This is a genomic window from Tahibacter sp., from assembly GCF_032229445.1.
Taxonomy (GTDB): Bacteria; Pseudomonadota; Gammaproteobacteria; order Xanthomonadales; family Rhodanobacteraceae; genus Tahibacter.
Genome location: NZ_JAVTWC010000142.1, coordinates 1 through 3,757 on the forward strand (window position 1 = coordinate 1; position 3,757 = coordinate 3,757).

A 3,757-nucleotide genomic window follows, 5' to 3' on the forward strand; every position below is an offset into this window, starting at 1 on the left:
GCCGTTGGTATGCACCGCGACATTCTGGTCCATCGCATACGACAGGCCCAGGCTATCGACCATCAGCCCCGAGTCGAACTGCCGCCCGAGCTTTGCCTGGCCGTTGAACAGCCCGGCGAAACCACCAACCGTCGCCGCGTTCATGGCCGGGTTCATGATCAGGCCGCGCATGTTGTCGCGAGGCGCGCCCATTTCGTCGAGGCGCTGATTGATGCCGGTGATGGCCGCCAGCGACAGCGCTTGCGTCGTCGGCAGCGCGCCGGTCGGGTTCAGGCAGTTGTAGACCGCCGTCTTGGCGAGCAGCAGGCCAACGCGGTCGATCTCGTTGACGATCGTAGCCGCCGCCGCGTTGATCTTCTTCTGGATGCGCCGATCGGTGATCTGCAGCGAGCGCTCGAACAGGTTGAAGTTCAAATCCGCGCCGCCCTGCGAAAGCGTCAGCGGAACAGAGTTGTCGACGGATGCCTGCGGCACAGAGACGCGCCCGGACCGATACGTATAGCGCGACGGCTTGCGGATGTTGATCGTCGCTCCAGGCTCGTAGCCGTCCCGCATCGACGCGCTATGTACGGTTTCGTAGTCGCGATTGACCATGCCGCCGAACGCACAGTTATTTTCAATGACGGCCAGGGTCTCCTTGGCCAGAATGCTGCTGGTCAGCAGTGTATTACTCATGTTTTATTGCTCCGTGATGATGTGGATTACCGCCGCCTGAATGTCGCGCCTTGTTTGCGACGCGCGGCGATGTACTGGTCCATGTTTGCAGAGGCCAGATCGACTGCCGCAGGCGCGGACGATCGGACTGGCGTAATCGGCGCAGGCGCTTTGCTGGCCGGTTTGATTTGTGGCGCGGCCGGATTCGATAGCGTCGCCTCGATCCGTCCGAGTTCTCGCGCTGCCGAGAGCGGAGACAGTGCATTGATGCGCTTGACCGTTTCCGGGCGTTTGGCGAGGTGATAAGCAAGCTCCGGCCCCGATTCGCTGTCGAGCAGCGTGTCGACGACGTGCGGCGCAATTTGCACAGCCGACTTTCCTACAACTGCGTCATAGTCCGGCGTGGCTTCGCGGAATTCGCTCTGCCGCTCTGCCCAGGCTTGCGCCTTGGCTTCTGCCGCCCGCGCCTCTGCCGCCTGCGACCGCTCGGCATCACGCCTCTTGAACGACTCGGCGACTCGCTGATCCGCTTTCCAGTCCGCCAACGCCTCGACGTACTCGTCATACGAACCGAATTTGTCAGGGTTTGGCTTCTCGGAGGGATCAGCCGTCTTTCTCTCGGCGGCTTCGCGCCAGCGCTGCGCCTCTCGCTCTGCCTCGTGCGCCCGCTTCGTCAACTCGTTGATACGCTCACGAGCGCTGCGCTTTGGCTTCTCCTGCGGCTTTTCCTCGCCGCCTTGGTCGTCGCCTTCGTCGCCCTCTTCGGGCTTCTCTGCGGCTTCCTGCTGCTCGGACTGCTGTAGTTCCTCGGTTACGGTTTCCGGCGCTTCACTGCTTGCGTCTGCCGGCGACGATGTTTGCTGCTCTTGTGCTTCCTGCATGGATGGCTCCACGATCAAAACTGCTGGCCGGGCGCGAATTCAGGAGGCTGGCCCGGCCCCTGCGCGATTGGTTCTTGCTGCTGTTCTTGGGTCTGCATCGCCGCGGCGTTGAGCGCTGGCGGCGGTTGCATGCTCTGCATGAGCATCGAAATCCAGCCTTTCAGCTCTTCCACGTCCTGCCGGCCGTTGGCGTTGATCTGTGCGACTCGCTCGGACGACTCGGCGCTGATGCGCGCCTTCTCGATGCCGGTCTTGGCGTCCTGCAATTCGGCTTCGAGCTGTTGGATATGCTGCTGTGCCTGCTGGACGATCTGCAGCACTTGCGGCGGAATCTGCGGCGACTGTTCGCCGTCCTCGCCGTCTTCGTCGCCGAGCAATTCGGGCGGAATCGTGCGCTTGATGCGCTCCGCGATTTCGTCGGCACCTGGCCAGTCCATCGCCGTGACAACCTTGTCGCCGGCAACGTCCATGAGCTTCGGCCAGGACTGGCCAAACGAAACCATCGCATCAGAGGCTTCCTGCCTGCGTGTCGAGTAGCTGGCGCCTGCGGATACGGTCACGTCGTATTTGCCGACCGTCAGATCGTTCAGCACCGTGCGAATCGCGCCGGTCTTCTCATCAATCTCCGGACGTTCGAGCGGTTGATTGATCGTCGTATGCGAAACCTTCTCGTCATCGCCGAGAATGCGGACGACGCGCTCCGTGTCGTAAATCCGCGGGATCATGTCCACGAGGCAGCGCCCTGCATGGCGCACCGCGCGCGTCAGGTTGTCCGAGAAGTGGAAGTTTGCGACGTTGCCCTGGCGCTTTTGCTCGCGCTCCTGAATGCCGCTTGTGGCCGTACCGCGGGCGCCGAGAGACGAATCGAAAATGCCGGTTGTTGATTTGATTTCGTCCGCGGCGTGCATCGCCATCTGCAGCACGCCAGACGGGATGTCGGCCATCGGCTGTCGCTGCGGAGGAGGCGCGAGACTACCTCCAATCGTGCGCGGCTTGTATTCCAGATACGCGAACGTCTGCACATTCGCCGCGCGCCATTTCTTCTCGTGACCCTCGAACTGTCCCTCGGCGCCGATGAATGGCGTTTTGGGGCGCAGCGTGACTTCCTCTGTCGCCGCGGTCATCCAGTAGTCGTACATCACTGACGGGCCTTTGGCGTGCCGAATCAGCCCGGAGCGAACGACTTTCGAGTCGATCTCCAGTTCCTCGCCATAGACCGGGAAAACCGGGATCCATCGGCAGGGAATCTCGGCGCGCTCAAGCACATCCGTGAACGTCGTTGAGCTGCCTGGCATGCCGACCGCGCCGCGCTCGACAGACTCAGACGACGAGAGCTTGTACCACATGACTTTTCGGCGCCTGCTCTTGCGCTCATCGACAATCGTGACGCCGAACGGCAGTTCGATCAGGTCATCTTTCCAGCCCGTTTCGCCATTGCTCAGGCGCACCAGCGCGGCCGGCGACTGCTCGATCCGGTAATACTCCGAGCAGAGCAGCATTACGTCGTCCGTGCCGTCGCTCTCGTTCGAGACTGCCGCCGACGCGCCGGGATGGTCGCGCTTGACTTCGGATCGCGCGATCGTGCCGTCCACAAAGCAGAATTCCTGGTCGCTGCCGTCAGGCTCTTTTGCGTCTGGGTCTGGATGCACCGAGAACGGAGACCGGAACCGCTCGAACCGCGGCACCTGGTCAAACGAATCTTCTCGGTCGTACTCCGTGCGAATACGGAAATACCCGAAACCGCAGGCGGCCGCATGAAATCCAGCCGTGTCGTAGCAGGCATCCGCGCCACTCTCATACTCGACGTGCCGAATCAACCCCTGCAGCACGTCGGCCGTCTTGATGTCCGCGCCATCATCGACCGGATGAACCTTGATGCCGAGCTTGTTCTGTCGCTGGTCGTTCGTTACCGTGTGCAAAAACGCGGGCAGCTTGTTGATCGTGATGCACGGACGGCGCTCGATTGCGCGCTGCTGCGCAGCGTCTGCGGGCCAGTGATTGCCCGCCAGCTTCTGAAAATCGTCTCGCGCCTCCTTGAGATTGTCCGCCTCGAACGCCAAGCAGCGGGCGTACCGAGCGTTGGCCTCGGCGATGATGTCGTCGTCGGCTTTGCTTTTCTGCTTCATGCTGCCTCAGTGTTTGATCAGCGGATGTTGCGGCTTGCGGAGCATGACCACAACCGGGTCGCCCTGGATGCGCTCGAATCCGTGCGTTGCGTACCA

General features: G+C 62.0%; 3 protein-coding genes. All 3 read right to left on the reverse strand.

Features of this window, described 5'->3' with window-relative positions:
- Positions 1 to 675, reverse strand: a 675-nt coding sequence (locus tag RUU78_RS25565) for a P22 phage major capsid protein family protein (RefSeq protein WP_313920726.1), incomplete at its 3' end; no start/stop codon positions are given.
- Between the two features lie 26 nt (positions 676 to 701).
- Entirely contained in the window at positions 702 to 1,535 is an 834-nt protein-coding gene (locus RUU78_RS25570; RefSeq protein ID WP_313920728.1) for a hypothetical protein, read from the reverse strand.
- Positions 1,536 to 1,549: 14 nt separating this feature from the next.
- Complete coding sequence (locus RUU78_RS25575; RefSeq protein WP_313920730.1) at positions 1,550 to 3,661, reverse strand: portal protein; 2,112 nt, start codon at positions 3,659 to 3,661, stop codon at positions 1,550 to 1,552.
- Positions 3,662 to 3,757: the final 96 nt, after the last annotated feature.